Origin of the sequence: Pedobacter zeaxanthinifaciens, from assembly GCF_003313335.1 — a bacterium.
GTDB classification, from domain to species: domain Bacteria; phylum Bacteroidota; class Bacteroidia; order Sphingobacteriales; family Sphingobacteriaceae; genus Pedobacter; species Pedobacter zeaxanthinifaciens.
The window spans coordinates 165,335-182,461 of the sequence record NZ_QMHP01000003.1 but is presented as its reverse complement, the minus strand read 5'-3'; the positions used below and the strand labels follow the sequence as shown (position 1 = coordinate 182,461).

Genomic DNA, 17,127 nt, shown 5'->3' with positions numbered 1-17,127 from the left:
TTCCATTCCATAGACATTCATAAATCTGTTGGCTGCTTACCACAAGTGGCAAGTATATTTTTTGTAAAATATTAAACAGAAATACGTGTTAGATAACATTATAAAATTCAGTATCAAGAACAAGCTTGTCGTTGGTATAATGACCTTGTTGCTCATTATTTGGGGAGTGTGGAGCGCCACAAAATTACCCATTGATGCCGTACCCGATATTACTAATAATCAGGTACAAATAATTACGGTTTGTCCCACATTGGCGGGGCAAGAAGTAGAACAATTAGTAACTTTTCCTATTGAACAAAGTATTGCCAATATTCCAGATTTAGAAGAAACACGGAGCATTTCGAGGTTTGGTTTGTCGGTAATTACGGTTGTATTTAAAGACAATGTAGATATTTATTTTGCCCGGCAATTAATCAATGAAAAATTAAAAGAAGCCGAAGAGAAAATCCCGAAAGGAATTGGTACGCCGGAACTGGCTCCCGTAAGTACAGGTTTGGGCGAAGTGTATCAATACATCATCCATCCCAAAAAAGGAAGCGAGAAAAAATACGATGCCAAAGAATTGCGCACAATGCAGGATTGGATTGTAGCCCGACAATTGTACGGAACACCAGGAATTGCCGAAGTCAATAGCTTCGGTGGCGAGCTGAAACAATATGAAGTAGCCGTGAACCCGAACCGCCTTAGAGCAATGGGTGTAAGTGTTACTGATATTTTTACGGCATTAGAAAAAAACAATCAAAATACAGGCGGTGCCTACATTGATAAAAAACCAAATGCTTATTTCATTCGTGGAATTGGCTTGGTTACTTCTTTAGATGATGTAAAAAATATCAGTGTAAAAAATGACGGTGGCAGTATTCCTATTTTTATTAAAGATGTAGCCGATGTAAGATTTGGAAGTGCGGTAAGATATGGCGCAATGACTTATAACGGCGAAGTAGATGCAGTGGGCGGTGTGGTAATGATGCTGAAAGGCGAAAACAGTAACGAGGTTGTCAATCGTATCAAAGAAAAACTACCCGTTATTCAAAAATCTTTACCCGATGATATTATCATTGAACCTTATTTAGACCGCACCGATTTAGTAGGCAGAGCAATGAGTACCGTAGAAAAAAACCTGATAGAGGGTGCATTGATTGTCATCTTTGTATTGGTTATTTTCTTGGGAAATTTCAGAGCGGGATTGATTGTCGCTTCCGCTATTCCTTTAGCGATGCTATTTGCTTTAGCCTTGATGAATGTCTTTGGCGTGAGTGCCAATTTAATGAGTTTGGGTGCGATAGATTTTGGTTTAATTGTAGATGGTGCGGTAATTATTGTAGAAGCCACTTTGCATCATTTGGGTTTAAGAAAATCTAAGCAAAAACTTACACAATTGGAAATGGATAACGAAGTTTTTACATCCGCTTCTAAAATCCGTAGCAGTGCAGCTTTTGGCGAAATCATTATCTTAATCGTTTACATTCCTATCTTGACGTTGGTAGGTGTTGAAGGAAAAATGTTCCGTCCTATGGCGCAAACAGTAGGTTTTGCAATATTTGGCGCATTGATTTTATCCCTTACTTATATTCCGATGATGTGTGCTTTGTTTTTATCTAAAAAGCCGATGCACAAAGAAACCATTTCAGATAAAATGATGAATTGGTTGCAAAAAATGTATCAGCCTTTATTAGAAAAAGCCATCAAAATAAAATATTGGTTAGTGGGCATAACCGTTGCTGTATTTGCTTTTACACTATTTCTATTTGGCAGAATGGGTGGCGAATTTATACCACAATTGCAGGAAGGCGATTTTGCCTTTCACTGCATTTTACCACAAGGAAGTTCATTAAGCCAAAGTATCGAAACATCAATGCAAGCTTCAAGAATTATTAAAGAATTTGATGAAGTAAAAATGGTGGTCGGTAAAACAGGAGCAGCAGAAGTACCCACCGACCCAATGCCACCCGAGGCAACCGATATGATGATTTTGCTGAAACCTCAAAGCGAATGGAAAAGTGGCAGAACTTACGATGAATTAGCAGATGCCATTAATGAAAAATTAGAAGCAATACCTGGAGTATTTTTTGAAAAAAACCAACCGATACAAATGCGTTTCAATGAATTGATGACAGGCATTCGACAAGATGTGGCAGTAAAAATATTCGGAGAAAATTTAGATACATTGGCGTTGAATGCCGATAAAGTAAGCAAAGTTATTCAAACCGTAGAAGGTGCTACAGCTCCACAAGTAGAACGTGTAAGCGGATTACCACAAATTAATGTAGAATATGACCGAACTCGTTTAGCCAATTACGGCATTAATGTAGAAGACGTAAACAACGTTGTAAGTACCGCCTTTGCAGGGAAAAGTGCAGGTGTGGTTTTCGAAAATGAAAGAAGATTTGATTTGGTGGTTCGGTTAGATAGTATTCACAGAAGCAGTATTGAAGATGTAAATAATTTAATGATACCAACTTCCACAGGCAATCAAATTCCGTTATCACAAGTTGCTACGATTGATTATAAATTAGGTCCGGCGCAAATAAGTCGTGAAGCAGGAAAAAGAAGAATTGTAATCGGGTTCAACGTTGCAGGCAGAGATGTGCAAAGTGTGGTTGAAGAAATTCAACAAAAATTAAATGCACAGGTAAAATTACCACCAGGTTATTATTTCACTTACGGCGGTCAGTTTGAAAATCTGAAAGAAGCCAGCAATAGATTAATGATAGCCGTTCCTATTTCCTTGTTATTAATTTTTGTGTTGCTCTATTTCACGTTCCGTTCCTTTAAGCAAGCAGGTTTAATATTTACCGCAATTCCGATGAGCGCCATTGGTGGCGTATTGGCTTTAATGCTTCGTGGAATGCCTTTCAGCATCAGTGCAGGAATTGGTTTTATCGCCTTGTTTGGTGTAGCCGTTCTTAACGGAATTGTATTGATAGGCACTTTCAACCAATTGGAAAAAGAAGGAATAAAAGATGTTTTCAAACGAGTAATCGAAGGAACAAAAATAAGACTTCGACCTGTATTGATGACGGCAACCGTTGCGAGCTTAGGATTTTTACCGATGGCACTAAGTAGCAGTGCAGGTGCAGAAGTTCAAAAACCTTTAGCAACCGTAGTAATCGGTGGTTTGGTTACGGCAACTTTCCTTACGCTGTTCGTTCTGCCTTTACTCTACATCATTTTCAATTCAAAAATTAATTTAAAAAGAAAACCCAAAGTGAAACCTATTGCAACTATCATTGTATTGCTTCTGTCATTAACAGGCTTTACAGCAAATGCACAAACACAGCATTTATCAAGTGTTGATGATGCGATAAATATTGCGCTTCAAAATAATCAAGCCATTAAAGCTTCAGATTTAGAAATTGATGCCAGCAAAGCGTTGAAAAAAACAGCCGGAGAATTACCTAAGTTGGATATTAATGCACAGTTGGGACAGTACAACAGCACCAAATTCGACCAGTCTTTTCAGGTGTCACAAACCATTCCTTTTCCGTCATTATTCGGAGCAAAAAAGGAGTTGATTAATGCTGAAATTAAAGGTAAAGAATTGCAGAAGAACTTGAGTGTTTTAGAATTAAAAAACCAAGTACGTACTTATTATTATCAAATTTTGTACTTGCAACACAATCAAAAACAACTACAGGAATTAGACAGTTTGTACAACAATTTCATAGGCATTGCAAAGCTTCGTTACAAAACCGGCGATACCAAAAAAGTGGACATCAGTACGGCAGAAGCCAAGAAAGGCGAAATCAATTTGTTATTAAAACAAAATGAAGTTTTCTTAAATAATGCCGTTGCCAATCTGAAAACATTGATGAATACGAAAGAAGATTTTACCATATCAGGAAATGGAAATTTTCAGCCTTTACAAATTTCAAATTTGTTGGATAATGATGCAGTAGCCAATCATCCTGCTATTCAATCTTTGTATCAGGAAGCAGTTATTGCGGAAAAAGCCAAAAAAGTAGAACGGGCACAAGGTTTACCCGATTTTACGATTGGGTATGTCAATCAGTCTTTAATTGGTTTTCAAAATGTGAATGGAGCTGAGAAGTTTTTCAATGGCGGAAACCGGTTTAATTCTGTAAACATCGGCATTGCAATTCCCATTACTTACGGTGCTACCAAAGCCAGAATAAAATCTTTGGATTATAGAAAGCAAGCAGCCGAAGCCAATGCACAACAGCAACAGAGAACGTTGGCAACGCAAATGCAAAATGCTTTGTTGCAATACCAGCAGGATATGAAGCAGTTCAATTATTTTCAGCAAGAAGCTTTGCCTAATGCTAAAGAAATTGTTTCAGCAGCACAATTAGGTTACAAAACAGGCGACATCGGTTATGTAGAATATCTTTTTGCCTTGCAAACCGCAACCGATATTCAGTTGAATTACCTCAAAAGTATTCAGCAGGTCAACCAATCTGTAATCAATATTTATTCATTCATCAATCAATAAGTACAAATGAAATTCAATATAAAAAAAATCACGTTGATGACAGCCATAGCTGTTTTACTATTTGCTTTTTCTGCCTGTAAAAATGATAAGAAAGCAGAAGATAAATCTGCCGAAACCAAAACTGCAGGAAAAGAAGAAGCACCACACGAGGAAGAAACGCCAACCATTGCCACACTTACCGAAGAACAAATAAAAACGGTAGGCATACAATTAGGCACCATTGAACACAAGGAATTAACAGCAACCATCAAAGCAAACGGAAATCTGAAAGTTCCCAATAACAATAAAGCCAACGCCACTTCTTTGTATGGCGGTGTGATAAGAACACTGAAAGTTCAAATTGGAGATTATGTAAGAAAAGGTCAGGTTATTGCAACCATTGCCAATCCGCAGTTCATCCAATTGCAGGAAGAATATTTGAGTACAGCAAGCAGAATTACGTTTGCAGAACAGGAATTAGCAAGGCAAAAAGAACTGAATGAAGGCAATGCAGGTGCAAAGAAAAATCTGCAAAGTGCTACTGCCGAATTAACCAGTTTAAGAACCCGCAGAGCTTCCTTGCAACAGCAGATACAATTAATGGGCATCAATCCAGGTTCGGTATCAAACGGAAATTTAAAATCCGCATTGGTCGTAACCAGTCCGCTGAATGGTACGGTTAGCAACGTTTTTGCCAAAATTGGAAGTTATGTAGATGTTTCTTCGCCGGTTATCGAAATTGTAGATAACAGTTCATTGCATTTAGATTTACAGGTGTTTGAAAAAGATTTACCACAGGTAAAAGTTGGACAAACTATTCATTTTACTTTAACCAATAATCCTACTGCTGAGTATGATGCTACAGTTTTCAGCATTGGTTCATCCTTTGAAAACGAGAGCAAAACCATCGCCGTTCATTGTCGTGTAAATGGTAATAAAAGTGGTTTAATTGATGGAATGAATATCACAGGAATTGTAAGCCTTAATAATGTAACAACGCCTGCTGTACCAACTGATGCGATTGTAAATGCCGATGGCAAATACTACATTTTTGTACAAACCAATAAAGAAGCAGAAGCCCATCACGAAGAAGGCGAAAAAGAAGGCGACCACAAAGAGGGCGAAGAAAAAGACCATAAAGAAGATAAAACTGCTAAGAATTTTGAAAAGGTAGAAGTGCTGAAAGGCGTATCTGATATGGGTTACACCGCTGTAACTTTTGTAAATGAAATTCCTGCCAATGCTAAAATTGTAGTTAAAGGTGCGTTTTTCGTCAATGCAAAACTAAGCAATGCAGGTGGTCACGAACATTAAAAATTGAACGCTATGGTTTGGTTAAAATTTTATTTGCCGGTGTATTTGGTGTTGTATATTATGGTAGCTTTTGTGCTACCATAATACCGAACCTACAAGCAAACGGGCATCAATCCCATAACTTTTGGCAAAACAGATATTGCACACGACTATATCGGTTTTGTGATGAAAGTATTGATAGCATTGCTTTTCGTTGCGGTATTCATCTATTCGTTCAGCGATAAAATGTATCAATATTTAGTACCGATTTCTTATTTAATGAAAGACGTGTTTTTAATCATTGCATTAATACTGATACACCTTTCATTACTATGGATTTCAGTAGCGCAATATCAAATGAGTAACAGTTGGCGTGTCGGTATTGATGAAAATAACAAAACCGAATTAATCACAAAAGGATTATTCTCTTACAGCCGGAACCCGATTTTTTTGGGAATGATAATCAGTGTTGCAGGAATATTTTTTATACTACCCAATACACTTACATTTTTCCTGATGCTTACTACCTATATCGTTATTCAAATTCAGATAAGACTGGAAGAAGAGTTTTTGGAAAAACAACACGGAGAACAATATTTAATTTATAAAAAAACAACTAAAAGACTACTCTAATGGAACACAAACATAAATACGATGCACAAGGCAAACAGCTTTGCTGCACACCACAGGAAGAAAAAATATATACCGATGCTAATGCTAAAAAATTATTAGAAAAGCATCACAACAATGACGGTCACAACCACGAACACAGCGATGATGACGGTCACAACCACGGAAGTACCGACAAATCTACCTTTCAAATGTTTTTACCTGCCATTATCAGTTTTGTTTTACTGATGATTGCTATTGCTTTTGATAATTGGCTACCGCAATCCTGGTTTACAGGTTGGGTAAGAATTATTTGGTATGCAATAGCCTATTTAGCTGTTGGATTTCCTGTAATTAAAGAAGCATTTGAGAGCATCCGCAAAAGCGATGTATTTTCAGAGTTTTTATTGATGAGCATTGCCACTATCGGAGCTTTCGCCATTGGCGAATATCCCGAAGGTGTTGCCGTTATGCTGTTTTACGCCGTTGGCGAAGTGTTCCAAACATTAGCCGTAACAAGAGCCAAAGCCAACATTAAAACCCTGCTCGACCAAAGACCCGATGAAGTAACGATTTTAGAAAATAACCAACCTAAAACTGTAAAAGCAGCAACTGTAAGCATCGGCAATATCATTCAATTAAAACCCGGAGAGAAATTAGGATTAGATGGCGAATTATTATCCGAAACGGCAGCATTCAACACCGCAGCATTAACTGGCGAAAGCAAACCCGACACCAAAACCAAAGGCGAAACTGTTTTAGCAGGAATGATAAATTTAAACACAGTTGCACAGGTAAAAGTAACCACGGCATATACCGATAGCAAGCTTTCAAAGATTTTGGAATTGGTTCAGAATGCTACTGCACAAAAAGCACCAACAGAGTTATTCATCAGAAAATTCGCAAAAATCTATACACCAATTGTTGTGTTATTAGCAGTGCTTATTACTGTTGTTCCTTACTTTTTTGTTGATAATTATTTGTTCAGTCAATGGTTATACAGAGCATTAGTGTTTTTGGTTATTTCTTGTCCGTGTGCTTTGGTTATCAGTATTCCTTTAGGGTATTTTGGTGGAATTGGTGCCGCTTCAAAAAATGGGATTTTATTCAAAGGAAGTAACTTTTTAGATGTGATTGCAGGTATTCAGAATGTTGTGATGGATAAAACCGGAACAATGACCGAAGGCGTTTTCAAAGTACAGGAAGTTAATTTGAAACCTGAATTAAATAAAGACGAAATTCTGAAATTGGTAAATGCCTTAGAAAGTCAAAGTACACATCCTGTTGCCACAGCCATTCATCAATATGTAGGAGAAATTGACAATTCCCTAAAATTAGAAAACACAGAAGAAATAGCAGGTCACGGTTTAAAAGCCAACGTAAACGGAAAAGAATTATTGGTAGGTAATTTCAAATTGATGGACAAGTTCAATATCAGTTATGATTTAGACCCAAGTACGATTGTTTACACTTTAATCGCCATTGCTTACGATGGAAAATTTGCAGGCTACATTACCATTGCCGACAGTATTAAAGAAGATGCACAGATTACAATTGACAAACTAAAAGCATTAGGCGTAAAAACTACAATGTTGAGCGGAGATAAAAGCACCGTGGTAAAATTTGTTGCCGATAAATTAGGAATTAATAATGCCTTTGGCGATTTATTGCCGGAAGACAAAGTAAATAAAGTAAAAGAAATCAAAGCCAAAAACGAAACCGTAGCATTTGTTGGCGATGGCGTGAATGATGCGCCTGTAGTAGCTTTGAGCGATGTAGGAATTGCAATGGGTGGTTTAGGAAGCGATGCCACTATTGAAACTGCAGATGTTGTAATTCAGGATGATAAACCAAGTAAAATCCCAATGGCAATCAATATCGGAAAGCAAACCAAGAAAATAGTTTGGCAGAATATCATTTTAGCATTTGGTGTAAAAGCTGTCGTTCTCGTTTTAGGAGCAGGTGGTTTAGCCACAATGTGGGAAGCTGTTTTTGCAGATGTAGGTGTAGCATTATTGGCAATTTTGAATGCTGTAAGAATACAGAGGATGAAATTTTAGAATTAAGCTTATTCTAATAATGAATAAAACTAACAATGCATAGGAAAGGCAAAAGTTATCAAAAAGTACCTCCGTACAAAAGATACAAAGCTTCTAAACCCTCAAATGGTAATTTGTTGAAGTCGAAAAAACCTTCGCTCTTTATGATACTTTTTGGGATATTTTTAGCTGTGTGCATTATTGCTTTGATATACATAAAAATTAGACACTATTATATCTATCACTATCACTAAAAGTGGAATTATAAGTTATCAAGCAAAAACCAAAGTTTCAAAAGAGAAGCCTGAAAATGTAAATTCTTTTCAAATATTACAGTATTTAGGCTTCTCAATTATTTTTTTAATAGATTTAAGATAAGGAATGGACAAATTCTACAAAGAAACACTCTCTAAACTGGAATTAGAAATTAGCGAATTGGAGGTTGAAGTCGATTGCTCCTTACAACGTATTGAAGCTGCCATACACCTTATTCTCGAATGCCTTTCGGAATTAAAGGAATACGTTTTGAAAAAAGGATTTAAGAATACTAATGAAGAAATCCGCTTTTTCAAATATCAGAAACCTGTTATTGTTTCAAAGCTCATCTACTACAACGCCATTTATAAAATAGAAACGAGAAGACCGTATGGGAATAAGCGCATCAGGAAATATTTTATCAAAGAACTGAAAAAGCTAAAAAGGTTCTTTGATAACAACCTTGATTTTTATAAGTATTACCGAAGCAATAATTCTTTTGTGGATGAAAAAATATTTGTACGGGGAAAACACGATATAAGGCTATGGTTAGATACCTTTTATTTTGAGGCAGACCATACTTTTTCTACTTCGCACGATTATAAGGTTGCCAAGATAATTGCCAATGATCTGATACAGGTTTATTTGGAAGACAAGTTGAATAACCTTAATCTAAAAAAGACTTCAGAAAATTCGTTGAAATGGACGGCAAGCAAAACAGCACTGACGGAACTTATTTATGCACTATATTCCCAAAGTGTATTTAACAATGGGAATACAGACATAAAATTGATTGCTAAAGCATTTGAAGATGCCTTTAATATTGAATTAGGTGATTTCTATCACACGTTTATGGAACTGAAAGCCCGCAAAATAAACCGAACGAAATTCCTTGACAATCTATGTGAAGCACTGATTAAAAAAATGGACGAACAAGACGAAAAACAGTAAACATATATGTACAACGCCTTTATTCCTCGTGACAAGAAGTCAAAGTAATTAAACTTAAATCGTAAATTTGTTTATTGCTTTTATATTAAATACAAAATGTGGGCAGAGAATAAATATGAATACACTCTTTATAAAAAATATGGTCTGTAACCGCTGCATTATAGTGGTGCAAAATGAATTGGAAAAACTCGGTTTAGGCATTAAGAATATAAAATTGGGCGAAGTAACCTTAGCACAAGAGATAACCCCTACAAAAAAAGATGCTTTGGTAAAAACTTTAGAGCCATTGGGATTTGAGATAATTGACGATAAAAAAAGTAGGATAATAGAGAAGATAAAGAACACTATCATTGACTTGGTACACCATCAAGATAATGATGTAAAAATCAATCTTTCAGATGTATTGAGCGATAAATTGCATCACGATTATAATTACCTGTCCAATCTGTTTTCAGAGGTAGAGGGTACTACTATTGAAAAATACTTTATTGCCCAAAAGGTTGAAAAAGTAAAAGAATTGCTGGTGTACGATGAGTTGTCTTTGAGTGAAATTGCTTTTCGTCTGAACTATTCGAGTGTATCCTACCTAAGCAATCAATTCAAAAAAGTAACAGGACTGACACCGAGCTATTTCAAACAGATAAAAGAAGATAAAAGAAAGCCATTGGATAAAGTGTAAATAAATTTTACAAATCAATTCCAAAATTTCACAATAGCACCCGTTGATATAATAGCCAATTTTGCATTGTTAATTAAAGCAAGCAGAATATGGCAACTAATAATAAAGAAACAATATACATTCCATTGGAGGATGTGGAAAGCGAACATTGTGCATTAATCGTTGAAAAAGGGTTGACACAAGTAAAAGGCATAGAAACCCACAAAGTAGAGCTAAATAACCGCAGGGCAGCTATTACAGTAGATAGCAATGAAACAGTAGGCGAAGCTGTTAAGGCAATTAAAGATTTAGGTTACGGAGTTCCTACGGTTAAAAGTGCTTTTCCGGTATTGGGCATGACCTGCGCATCCTGTGCGGGCAGTGCCGAAAGCATTGTTAAATACCAATCGGGAGTAGTTGATGCTTCCGTGAATTTTGCAACGGGTAATCTTACGGTAGAATATCTACCAAACATGACCAATGCTTCAACGCTGCAAAAAGCAGTACAAGGAGTTGGTTATGACTTATTGATTGAAGACGAAACCACACAGCAGGAAACGTTAGAAGCTATTCACACCGAGAAATTCAGGAAACTCAAAAACAAAACCATTTGGGCAATCATCCTCTCTTTGCCTGTGGTGGTAATCGGTATGTTCTTTATGGATATGCCTTATGCAAACCTGATAATGTGGCTTTTCTCAACTCCGGTACTTGTCTGGTTAGGAAAAGACTTTTTTATCAATGCGTGGAAGCAGGCAAAACATCGTTCTGCCAATATGGATACACTGGTTGCATTAAGTACTGGTATTGCTTACCTGTTCAGTGTATTCAATATGTTATTTGCAGACTTTTGGCATCAAAGAGGGCTACACTCTCACGTTTATTTTGAAGCCGCTGCCGTAATTATCGCATTTATCCTCTTGGGGAAACTGTTAGAGGAAAGAGCCAAAGGTAATACATCTTCAGCCATTAAAAAGCTAATGGGCTTACAGCCTAAAACGGTTATTGTGATAGAAGCTGATGGCACAGAAAGACAGAAGGCTATTGAAGATGTAAGTGCAGGTGATATTATACTCGTAAAGCCCGGCGAAAAAATTGCGGTGGATGGTATGGTAACATCAGGTAATTCCTATGTGGACGAAAGTATGCTAAGCGGTGAGCCTGTGCCTGTGTTGAAAAAGGAAAATGAAAAGGTATTTGCCGGAACGATTAACCAAAAAGGCAGCTTTCAATTCAAAGCGGTGAAAGTTGGAAAAGAAACCATGCTTGCACACATCATCAAAATGGTACAGGATGCACAGGGAAGCAAAGCTCCAGTACAGAAGCTGGTAGATAAGATTGCAGGCATCTTTGTTCCGGTAGTAATGGGTATTGCTATCCTTACATTTATCTTATGGTTGGTGTTAGGGGGCGAAAACGGAGTTGTGCAAGGCTTGCTGGCAGCCGTTACGGTATTGGTTATTGCCTGCCCTTGTGCTTTAGGCTTAGCGACCCCGACCGCCATTATGGTAGGCGTTGGCAAAGGTGCTGAAAACGGTATTTTGATTAAGGATGCGGAAAGCCTTGAACTGGCTAAAAAGATAAACGCAATTGTATTGGATAAAACCGGAACCATTACCGAGGGAAGACCACAAGTAACAGATATTGCCTGGCTGAACAATGACGATATGACCAAAAATATTTTATTAAGCATCGAAAAGCAATCGGAACATCCATTAGCGGAAGCAGTAGTAAAACATTTGAACGGAGCAGGAAACGCAACTTTATCATTGTTCGACAGCATTACAGGTAAAGGCGCAAAAGCAGACCATAACAACGAAACCTATTATGTAGGAAATAAAAAGCTATTGGCAGAAAACAACATCGCTATTGCTGACGAATTACAAAACAAAGCCGAAGAATGGGGCAAACAATCCCAAACCGTTATTTGGTTTGCAAACGGCAAACAGGCTCTGTCTGTAATTGCCATTTCCGATAAGATTAAAGAAACATCGGTGCAAGCTATCAGGGAAATGCAGGATATGGGTATAGACCTGTATATGCTGACCGGAGATAATGAAGCAACCGCCAAAGCCATTGCTGCGCATACTGGCATTAAACATTACAGAGCCGAGGTATTACCACAGCATAAAGCCGATTTTGTGAAAGAGCTACAAAGCAAAGGTAAAATAGTGGCAATGGTAGGTGATGGTATCAACGATAGCACCGCATTGGCAACAGCCGATGTAAGTATCGCAATGGGCAAAGGTTCGGACATCGCAATGGAGGTAGCCAAAATGACCATCATTTCATCAGACCTTACCAAGGTACCACAGGCAATACGATTGTCAAAACAGACCGTAGCCACCATTAAGCAAAACCTGTTTTGGGCGTTTATTTACAACCTAATCGGTATTCCGGTGGCAGCGGGCATCCTTTACCCAATTAACGGCTTCTTGCTAAACCCGATGATAGCGGGCGCAGCAATGGCGTTGAGCAGCGTGAGCGTGGTAAGTAACAGCCTGCGGTTGAAGTGGAAGAAGTAAAACAGTAAAAATCACAAATCAAATAAGAAATTACACAACAATTCTGAACCAAATAGCACTGAAATTTGCATTATCAATAACTCTTAAATTTATTAGCAATGGAAAATAAACAATTTCAATTCAAGACAAACATTAATTGCGGCGGTTGTATCGCATCTGTAAAACCACACTTGGACAAGGCAGAGGGCATCTGCCATTGGGACGTGGACACCAACAATAAGGACAAGGTGCTTACCGTGAAGTCCGAGGGAATTACCGAGCAAGAAGTAATATCCACTGTGCAAAAGGCAGGCTTCAAAATAGAGCCTTTGAACGTCTAATCCAAAGTCTTTTAAAATGCCCTTTTCTGACCGAACTTTTACAAGGGTAGGCTTTCAGGAAAGGGTATTTTATCAATTCTGAAAAAAGACTGAAAGGCTATTGCGGATGTGGTATTTTTTGTTTATATAGCAAAAAAAAGGCAAAACGATAAAAAAAAACCAATCTTATTTGTAACTTTGTAGCGTTGAAAAATTTGAGAATACATATAAGCATTTTAACACTTTTCTTTTTGGGTTTCTTCCTGATGCCCAATCAGAGTTATGCTTGTTCCAAAAAATCAACACAAACCGAGCAGTCTTCCTGCTCAAAAGAAAAATCCAAAAAATCAGAACATAAAAAAGGTTGCAAGGGCAAATCCTGTAAAAAATGCAAAAGTGACAATTGCGGGGGCGGTTGTTCACACAGCTCTTGCAGGTGCGGTGCTTCAATCACTTCTTTAAGTTTACCAGTTATAATCGAATTAAAAGCAAAAAATCAATTTGCAGCAAGTAAAAAGCAAAAATTCGGTTTCAAAGAAGCCTATTATTCTTCGGGCTTTTTCTCCATTTGGCTACCGCCTAAAATAAGCTAAAACTATGGCCTGATAGCCATAGGTGTGTCCTGTCAGAAGCTGTTCCGGCTTTTGCAAATCCCCTATTTGTATCATTTACTTAAAATTTAAAACAGAAACGGGTTTATCAATCCCCCGTTTCTCAAAATGTAATTATTATGAAATCATTATCAAAAATAGTGATGGTAATCGCCGTGTTACTATCATCAATAAACGGCTTCGCACAAATCAAGAATGCGAAAACAGAAACCGTAAAGATTTACGGCAATTGTGGTATGTGCAAAACCACCATCGAAAAAGCAGGTAACGTAAAAAAGGTAGCCAGCGTGGACTGGAACAAAGATACCAAGATGGCTACGCTCACCTATGACGGCGACAAAACAAATCAGGATGAAATCCTGAAACGTATTGCTTTGGCTGGTTATGACAGTGAGAAGTTCCGTGCGCCGGATGACGTATATGCTAAACTGGCTGGTTGCTGCCAGTATGATAGACCCGTGAAGACGGTTGCCAAAAACAAAGAGGCTGGCATGGACATGAATGCCGGACATGGCAATCACGACCATAGCCAAATGGCAGCTAATAAAGATGCAGCTCAAAACCAATCACAGCTAAAAGCTGTATTTGACAACTACTTTTCAGTGAAAGACGCTTTGATAAAAACCGATGCGGCGACCGCATCTGCCAAAGCCGCTGAATTGGCTGCATCCCTTAAAGCAGTCGATATGAACAAGCTATCGGCAGAGGAACATACGGCTTGGATGAAAGTGATGCAGGATTTGACGGCCAATGCGGAAAGCATTTCAAAATCAAAAGATGTTGCAAAACAAAAAAGTTCTTTTGCGGCACTTTCGGAAAGCATCTACACACTTGCCAAAGTTTCTAAACAGGACACCCCCATTTATTACCAGCACTGCCCTATGTACAACGGAGGTAAGGGAGCCAATTGGCTAAGTAAAGAGAATGCGGTTAAAAATCCATATTACGGCTCACAGATGCTCACCTGCGGAAGTACGGTCGAAACCATTAAATAACAGGTCTGAAAGCTATGGTACAGTACAATGACATGGTGCAGGCGCTTAAAGACCTAAGACAACGTGGGTACAGTATGGACTTTAGTCTGTTGCCGGACTGTCTGTACTGTACGTCAAGGAGCCTGAAACTAAAACCGGAGGATTTTACGGTTACGGAAACTCATAGGTTTGAAAGCCTCGACAGCAGTCCTGATAACAATGCCGTAATTTATGCCATATCGTCTAATGATAGTAAGAATAAAGGCGTACTTGTTGATGCCTATGGTACTTATGCCGAAGAAATGACCCATGAGATGGCAAAAAAATTAAGTGCAACATAACTTTTAAAACCCCTTGTTATGAAAAAATATACTTGTCCTATGCACCCACAGGTGCTAAAAGACGAACCGGGCAAATGCCCGCTCTGTGGCATGGCATTGGTTCCCGTTGGCGGTGCGTCAGTTTCTCATGAACACACATCAGAACATGGGCATTCCGGGCATTCTCAACATGGCCATGCTGACGAAAACTTTAATAAACATGAGGGACATCATACAGGTGATTTCCTCACTCGTTTTTGGATAAGCCTTGTCATTACAATCCCTATACTGCTCCTGTCGCACATGATACAGCAATGGTTAGGTTTCTCGCTTGCTTTCAATGGCGATAAATATGTGTTGCTGGCATTGGGTACGGTGATTTATTGCTATGGAGGCTTACCATTCCTAAAGGGAATGATTGGCGAGGTGAAAGCCAAAGCCATAGGGATGATGACACTTGTTGCTATCGCCATATCCGTAGCCTATGTCTATTCCGTAGCCGTTGTATTTGGCTTGCAGGGTATGGATTTCTTTTGGGAACTGGCAACCCTAATTGACATCATGCTGTTAGGGCATTGGCTGGAAATGCGTTCCCAAATGGCTGCTTCACGGGCATTACAGTCATTGGTAGCGTTACTGCCCAACGATGTTACCGTGGAACGAGGCGGAGAAGCTGTAAAGATAAAGCTCGAAGACCTGCAAAGCGGTGAAACGGCTATCATAAAACCGGGTGAAAAAATTCCAGCCGACGGATTGGTTCTGGATGGGCTTTCATATATCAACGAGAGTATGCTTACCGGAGAAAGTGTTCCCGTAAAAAAGGAAAAGGACGGAAAGGTCATCGCAGGCTCTATCAATGGCGATGGTGCGCTGAAAGTTAAGGTAACAGCCGTTGGAAAAGACAGCTACCTGAACAGGGTTATCAATCTTGTGCAGGAGGCACAAGCTACTAAGTCCAATACGCAAAACCTTGCGGACAAAGTTGCCAAATGGCTCACCTTTATTGCCATTGCCGTGGGCATAGGCACATTTGCCTATTGGTATGCAAGCAGTGGAGATATTGCCTTTGCGCTTGAAAGAATGGTGACGGTAATGGTAACGGCCTGCCCGCACGCATTGGGCGTGGCTATCCCGTTGGTGGTCGCCATTTCCACAACGCTATCGGCGACCAATGGTCTGCTCATCCGCAACCGCACAGCATTTGAAACCACCCGTAAGCTATCTACCATCATTTTTGACAAAACCGGAACGCTCACCAAAGGTTCCCATGCCGTGGAAAAGGTTATTCCCTTTACGGACGAATACAATGCCGATGCAGTTATCCAGTATGCTGCCGCAGTACAGCAAAATTCGGAACACCATATCGCAAAAGGCATTATGGCTACATTGAAAGAAAAGAGGCTTGCGTTATGGAAGTCTGAAAACTTTAGCTATATGCAGGGTATAGGTGTAAAAGGTGTTGTAAACGGAAAGAGTGTTGTAGCTGGTGGCCCGAATTACTTCACCGAAAACCACCTTTCTTTGCCGGAAATTCCAACCGAAATTAATCAGGAAGCCGAAACAGTAAACTTTGTTCTCATTGATGACCGGGTAATCGGCCTCATTACTTTGGCAGACAGCATCCGTGAGGGTTCGGCACAGGCGATTGAGGAACTCAAAAAAATGGGCATCAAGTCCTTTCTGCTCACCGGGGACAACGACAGGATTGCTGCTGCCGTAGCCGGAAAATTGGGTATGGACGGGTATTTGGCCAATGTGCTTCCGCATAACAAGCAGGAGAAAGTAAAGGAGTTTCAGGCAAAAGGCGAAATCGTAGCAATGACTGGTGATGGTGTAAATGATGCACCTGCACTGGCACAGGCAGATGTTGGAATTGCCGTGGGTTCCGGTACGGACGTGGCTGCCGAAACAGCGGATATCATATTGGTAGACAGTGACCCGAGGGATGTGGTCAAACTGATTGACTTCGGCAAACTTACCTACAAAAAGATGGTACAGAACCTGATATGGGCGGTTGGCTACAACGTGGTGGCAATACCGCTTGCGGCAGGCGTACTCTATCCGAATTTTGTTTTAAGTCCCGCTATGGGTGCTGTGCTGATGAGTGTAAGCACCATTGTAGTGGCTATTAACGCAAGTTTTTTAAAAATCAAAAAATAAA

The 17,127-nt window shown here is 39.0% G+C and carries 12 protein-coding genes; all 12 read left to right on the top strand.

Features of this window, described 5'->3' with window-relative positions; translation table 11 throughout:
- Nucleotides 1-85: 85 nt before the first annotated feature.
- The 12 genes from DUT68_RS05680 to DUT68_RS05625 all read left to right on the top strand — a co-directional run bounded on the left by DUT68_RS05680 (nucleotide 86) and on the right by DUT68_RS05625 (nucleotide 17,126).
- Nucleotides 86-4,453 (top strand): CusA/CzcA family heavy metal efflux RND transporter, encoded by a 4,368-nt coding sequence (locus DUT68_RS05680; RefSeq protein ID WP_113636573.1) that lies wholly within the window; start codon nucleotides 86-88, stop codon nucleotides 4,451-4,453.
- Nucleotides 4,454-4,459: 6 nt separating this feature from the next.
- The gene (locus DUT68_RS05675) at nucleotides 4,460-5,746 is read left to right on the top strand and encodes an efflux RND transporter periplasmic adaptor subunit (protein WP_113636571.1); all 1,287 of its coding nucleotides are present in this window, start codon (nucleotides 4,460-4,462) and stop codon (nucleotides 5,744-5,746) included.
- 165 nt (nucleotides 5,747-5,911) lie between these two features.
- A complete protein-coding gene (locus tag DUT68_RS05670; protein WP_198418292.1) occupies nucleotides 5,912-6,358 on the top strand; it encodes a methyltransferase family protein in 447 nt (148 codons plus the stop codon).
- Nucleotides 6,358-8,394, top strand: a complete 2,037-nt coding sequence (locus tag DUT68_RS05665; RefSeq protein ID WP_113636569.1) for a heavy metal translocating P-type ATPase — start codon at nucleotides 6,358-6,360, stop codon at nucleotides 8,392-8,394. The genes DUT68_RS05670 and DUT68_RS05665 overlap by 1 nt, the downstream gene beginning before the upstream one ends.
- A 360-nt stretch (nucleotides 8,395-8,754) precedes the next feature.
- Entirely contained in the window at nucleotides 8,755-9,579 is an 825-nt protein-coding gene (locus DUT68_RS05660) for an RteC domain-containing protein (protein WP_084018995.1), read from the top strand.
- 115 nt (nucleotides 9,580-9,694) lie between these two features.
- Nucleotides 9,695-10,258 carry a helix-turn-helix domain-containing protein gene (locus DUT68_RS05655; RefSeq protein WP_070566701.1) on the top strand — a complete coding sequence of 188 codons (564 nt, stop codon included), beginning with the start codon at nucleotides 9,695-9,697 and terminating at the stop codon, nucleotides 10,256-10,258.
- 89 nt (nucleotides 10,259-10,347) lie between these two features.
- The gene (locus DUT68_RS05650; protein ID WP_113636566.1) at nucleotides 10,348-12,762 is read left to right on the top strand and encodes a heavy metal translocating P-type ATPase; all 2,415 of its coding nucleotides are present in this window, start codon (nucleotides 10,348-10,350) and stop codon (nucleotides 12,760-12,762) included.
- A gap of 98 nt (nucleotides 12,763-12,860) precedes the next feature.
- Nucleotides 12,861-13,082, top strand: a complete 222-nt coding sequence (locus DUT68_RS05645; protein ID WP_084018993.1) for a heavy-metal-associated domain-containing protein — start codon at nucleotides 12,861-12,863, stop codon at nucleotides 13,080-13,082.
- 261 nt (nucleotides 13,083-13,343) lie between these two features.
- Nucleotides 13,344-13,523 carry a hypothetical protein gene (locus DUT68_RS05640; RefSeq protein WP_084018992.1) on the top strand — a complete coding sequence of 60 codons (180 nt, stop codon included), beginning with the start codon at nucleotides 13,344-13,346 and terminating at the stop codon, nucleotides 13,521-13,523.
- Between the two features lie 268 nt (nucleotides 13,524-13,791).
- Nucleotides 13,792-14,667 carry a DUF3347 domain-containing protein gene (locus tag DUT68_RS05635; RefSeq protein ID WP_113636564.1) on the top strand — a complete coding sequence of 292 codons (876 nt, stop codon included), beginning with the start codon at nucleotides 13,792-13,794 and terminating at the stop codon, nucleotides 14,665-14,667.
- A gap of 14 nt (nucleotides 14,668-14,681) precedes the next feature.
- On the top strand, nucleotides 14,682-14,987 hold the full coding sequence (locus tag DUT68_RS05630) for a hypothetical protein (RefSeq protein WP_013407366.1): 306 nt from the start codon (nucleotides 14,682-14,684) through the stop codon (nucleotides 14,985-14,987).
- 18 nt (nucleotides 14,988-15,005) lie between these two features.
- On the top strand, nucleotides 15,006-17,126 hold the full coding sequence (locus DUT68_RS05625) for a heavy metal translocating P-type ATPase (RefSeq protein ID WP_084018990.1): 2,121 nt from the start codon (nucleotides 15,006-15,008) through the stop codon (nucleotides 17,124-17,126).
- The last annotated feature ends 1 nt before the right edge of the window (nucleotide 17,127 follow it).